Below are 4,163 nucleotides of genomic sequence, written 5' to 3'. Positions count from 1 at the left end.
CTACGGCATGGTGCAGCTGGTACTGGCGCCGTTCATGCCGCGCCTGATGAAGTGGCTCAACCCGAAACTGATGGTCGCCAGTGGCTTTTCATTATGGCCCTGGGGTGCTACCTCGGCGCGCACCTGGACGTGGACAGCGCCGCCAACGTGATTATTCCGTCCACCGTGGTACGGGGCATCGGGCAGCCGCTGATCATGGTGGCGCTTTCCGTGCTCGCGGTGTCTGGCCTGGCCAAAGATGAAGCCGGCTCCGCCTCGGCCTTGTTCTCCATGCTGCGCAACCTGGGTGGTGCCGTGGGTACCGCGGGCCTGACGCAGATCGTGGCCATGCGCGAGCGCTTTCACTCTGAGCGGGTAGGGGAGTCGATCACGCTGTTTTCCCCGTCCTTTCAGGAGCGCCTGCGCGCCAGCATGGCTGACAGCGAGGCTTTTATCTTCAACCAGCTATTACCCGCTCAACAGCAGGTCCTTGAGGGCTTGATCCACACCGTGCGTCGTGAGGCGTACCTGATGGCCTACAGCGATGCGTTTTATGTGTCCTGTATTGCGTTGATCGTGTGCGGGGTAGCAGCCTTGGCATTACGGCAGTCAGCCAAGAGCGGATAACCACGCCAAGCAGGTGTTGAACTTGTACAGCCCACTGCATTTGGTAGGCGCCCACTATCCGCCCTTCGGAAAAAAGGAGCTCTCTCATGCAACAACCCGATACCCTGGTTCGCAACCCGGTGGGCAACCCTGTCGTCGCCAGCGTCAGCGTGAAGGGCGATGCTCGCAGTGTGTGGAGTGTGGTCGGAGATTTCGCCGGTTTCGCGAAGTTTATTCCGGCCTTGTCCCATATCGAGATGACGGGCGAGGGCGTGCGTTCGGTACGCAAAAAGCTGTTCAAGGACGGCAATGTGGTGATCGAGCAACTCAACAGCCATGACGACCAAGCCATGACCATGACCTGGTCACTGATCTACACCTCGCTGAACATCGGCAACCTGTGGGCGCTGATGGAGGTGGTGCCACAAGGCCCGAACCAGAGCCTGGCGACCTGGACCATCATTGGTCAGCCCTACACGGGCGGCAAGGAAGACGTACCGGCGTTCGAAGCCTTCCTGCAAGGCTTTGCCGATGACGCGATGAAGAACGTACAGGCACTCTTCAACTGACATGACGCGCAGGGTGGCACGCTGAGAATGTGCCTAGGTAGGAGCGAGCTTTGCTCGCGAAAAACCTGAGGGCGCCGCGTACTCTCACATGCCAGCGTCATCGTTAACGTCTTTCGCGAGCAAGCTCGCTCCTACAGTGGGGTGGGCCTTCCCCGACAGTGCCCACCGTTTATGGTTTTGGAAAGGTCTCGGGTTTATAAGTAAAAGCCCACCATTTAAACGGATTCCAATGGGGGTTTTTTCTTTGCCGGTTTTGAAGTTTCTGTTTTTTTGCCATTTCTCGGGAGACGTATTTTTCCGCTTCGGATCTGGCCAATGCCTTATCAGCGTCAGTCAGTGGAGTGTTCTGATTTTTTTTCAGGGTGTCCAGATAGATATTTTCTACTTTTACAATCGCAGCATTTATATCTTCCGGTACTAGGTTGGCGGTGAGGGTGCCGCTATAGCCCTTGACAGGGCGCCCTATGAGCTTCTGAAACTCCGCCGCGAAGGACGCATCTCCACCACTTGCAGAGTCACATGACAGTAGTCTTACGTTGTCAAACGTTTCCGGGTAAATGCCCGAGTCATGAAGTGTCTGAAGTAACTCTTGTGGCGTATTGAGTTTTCCGTTGTATGAAACTTTCGAGATGCCAGTAGCCGGGTCGACGCTTCCGTGCACCAGGATGTTGAGTCGTTCTTGACGGCCGTTTTTGTTGAAGTCGGTAAATGTATAAAGTTTTTCGTCAAGGGAATTTAGCTCGTTAAGCTCTCCACTTAGTACTACGTTTTTATCCACAGTGGAAAAAAGCGCTTCGCCGGTCGGTAAGTTCTCTACGGATGTCAGAAGTGAGCGCTTACTGTTTGGTATTTCGATTGTCGGAGGGACACCTTCACTGACGTGTGGTGTATCCGGTTCGCTTGGTGCGGTATTGGCGACGGAGGACACGTCGCTGTCATTCGCGGCGTTTACTTTCCTCACGAAATCAAAACGGTTGCTTTGCTCATTGTATTTCCAGCCGTAATGTTCGCTGCCAGCGATAGTCGATGCGGAGGGTGCTTCGCCCAACCCAGCCTCAGCTCCAAATGGTGCGAGTTCGTGCGCCAGCTGCAAGCCCGATATCACTGCAGCCGCTGTGCCGCCAACACGATCGTCGGCGGTCATACCATAAATGGAATCATGGGTACCGAAGACAATATTGCCCGCGTTTCCAAGGATGGGCACATAGCCGAAGGTGCGCCCCCATAATTCTTTGGCTTCCTTCCACGTTTGCTTCGAGGAACCAAATACCTCTGTTTGATCGGCCCACATCGGCATTGTTGGCGTTGATCTTTTGATAATTGCTGGCAATACCAGAGTTCAGATCTTCCAAATTTTAAATGGTAGGTTTTCTTTCGCGATTGAGTGTAATTAAATAACTCTCTAACCGGAATCTGTTTGTCGCTGAGTAGATTTTTGCGTCCCGGATAGTGCGCATGATTACCCTCAATCAAATTTTCGAGCACACTGCTCGCTGATGGCCAATGAGCATCCTTTCCGCCTTGTCTGTCTTCGGCGTTAAAGCTGGCTTTTAAGGCATCACGGTTGTCTTTGGCCCAACGAGCAAAATCATCGTCTCCGCGTATTTCGCTGACTGTGCCGTTCTTCAAGTCGAGCATCAGGCCTTGATTGGGGCGGGTGTCATAATTGCCGTGATAGTTGACATAAGGAATAAACGCATACCCGGCCAGTGGATAACCGTATATGTTGGGTATGACGACATTTCCCTTATTGTCTAGCGTGCGTTCAACGGCTGATCGGCCTTCAGGCGATAGCATTTTATACGCATCTTTGTCGTTACGCAGGCCTTGCAAAGTTCCCAGCACAACATAAGCATCGGCTTTTCCCGAGTGCTTCGCCAATTCGCCCGTCTCGTCGCTCATGGTGGAGGCGACATCATCTTGCCAATGATTTTGTAGCTTCGCACCCAGCGCTTCCAGATCGTTGATCTTGCTCCGGTCTTGCGGCTTGATTTCCATGGTCTGGAAGTTGAGCAGGCCACCTCCCGGTGGTTTATCGTGCTTAAGAGCACCGGCTGCAATTTCCCATGCAAAATAGGTGCGTGTATCGGTGTTGGTCTCGACTTCCGGCTTCCATTTTCCAACGTAACTTTTGAAGGTTACAGTGATTTTTTCATGCGGGTCGAACCCGGCAGCCAATAACCCGCCGCTGAAATAACCGGCAGGTTCCAGGAACGGGCGAGTTTTCTGGAACCTGATATTACTTTCGTTTTCTTCACCGCTTTCTTCTATTTTCTTGATTTGCGTGACAACACGGTCGGCGTAAGCGTCAATCCTCTGTAGCTGTTCCTGGTGCGTATAACTTGCTGTGGGAGGGGAAACGCTGACAGAGCCATAAATGACTCCCTTGGCGAAATCTAACTCATGGTCGGGGGCGGGCGCAGGGATCGGTTTTTGTCCCAGCCCCAGCTTTTTATCTTTCCGAGGCGCTCGGCGCGTTTCGGAAGTGTATTTTTGACTGGCGGTGCATCGTCAATTGCCCGAGTGGAGCGACGGTGTTCAGCATTTGTTGTATGGGGATAGTTGCTGAGTGGCTGTGGCACGGGCGAGAATATATTCATTGCTGGGTCACTTTATTTATATGAGATCAACGATATAGCTTTAAACGCAGTCGTTCGGCGGGCGTGTGTGCACTGCACTAACATGCCATACCCTTTTAACGGGCTCACTGTTTAACCTCTGTTTATGGTTATAGACGCCAAAGGGAAGCGCTGAATTTTCTGGTGCGTCCGTCTGTCGAGCTTCTTTTCTCTTGTTTGAAAATATCCGCATGAGGTTAGTTTTTTGTTGGGTGGTTGAGGTCTGTGAAAGGTTCCACTTTCTGGGTGTGCTTTGTTTGTAAGAACGCGATCATAAGGACCAACCTACAGCGACCCGAGAAAAAAGCGTACAACTGAGCGCGCCGGCTGGCACGCTGAGAATGTGCCTGTGGAGCGAGCTTGCTCGCGAAAAACCTGAGGGCGCCGTGTA

3 protein-coding genes and 1 pseudogene are annotated in these 4,163 nt (G+C 52.8%); 2 read left to right on the top strand and 2 right to left on the bottom strand.

All coding sequences use genetic code 11. From position 1 onward, the window contains the following. Both DQ405_RS25020 and DQ405_RS25015 read left to right on the top strand, forming a co-directional pair. Positions 1–606: pseudogene (locus tag DQ405_RS25020) on the top strand (MFS transporter); the annotation flags it as partial. 86 nt (positions 607–692) lie between these two features. Further along, positions 693–1,154 (top strand): SRPBCC family protein, encoded by a 462-nt coding sequence (locus DQ405_RS25015; RefSeq protein WP_102666483.1) that lies wholly within the window; start codon positions 693–695, stop codon positions 1,152–1,154. 169 nt (positions 1,155–1,323) lie between these two features. Here the strand turns inward: DQ405_RS25015 and DQ405_RS28820 are convergent, their stop codons facing one another. Further along, entirely contained in the window at positions 1,324–2,298 is a 975-nt protein-coding gene (locus DQ405_RS28820) for a hypothetical protein (protein ID WP_446730919.1), read from the bottom strand. Next, positions 2,295–3,332 (bottom strand): hypothetical protein, encoded by a 1,038-nt coding sequence (locus DQ405_RS28815; protein ID WP_446730918.1) that lies wholly within the window; start codon positions 3,330–3,332, stop codon positions 2,295–2,297. Before DQ405_RS28815 ends, DQ405_RS28820 begins: the two co-directional genes overlap by 4 nt. Positions 3,333–4,163 lie beyond the last annotated feature (831 nt).

Source organism: Pseudomonas sp. SST3 (assembly GCF_003325755.1).
This window is presented reverse-complemented; position numbering and strand designations above follow the sequence as displayed.

Coding starts and splice junctions, on each gene's coding strand:
- DQ405_RS25015 (WP_102666483.1), top strand. CDS start 693: ATGCAACAACCCGATACCCTGGTTCGCAACCCGGTGGGCAACCCTGTC.
- DQ405_RS28820 (WP_446730919.1), bottom strand. CDS start 2,298: ATGACCGCCGACGATCGTGTTGGCGGCACAGCGGCTGCAGTGATATCG.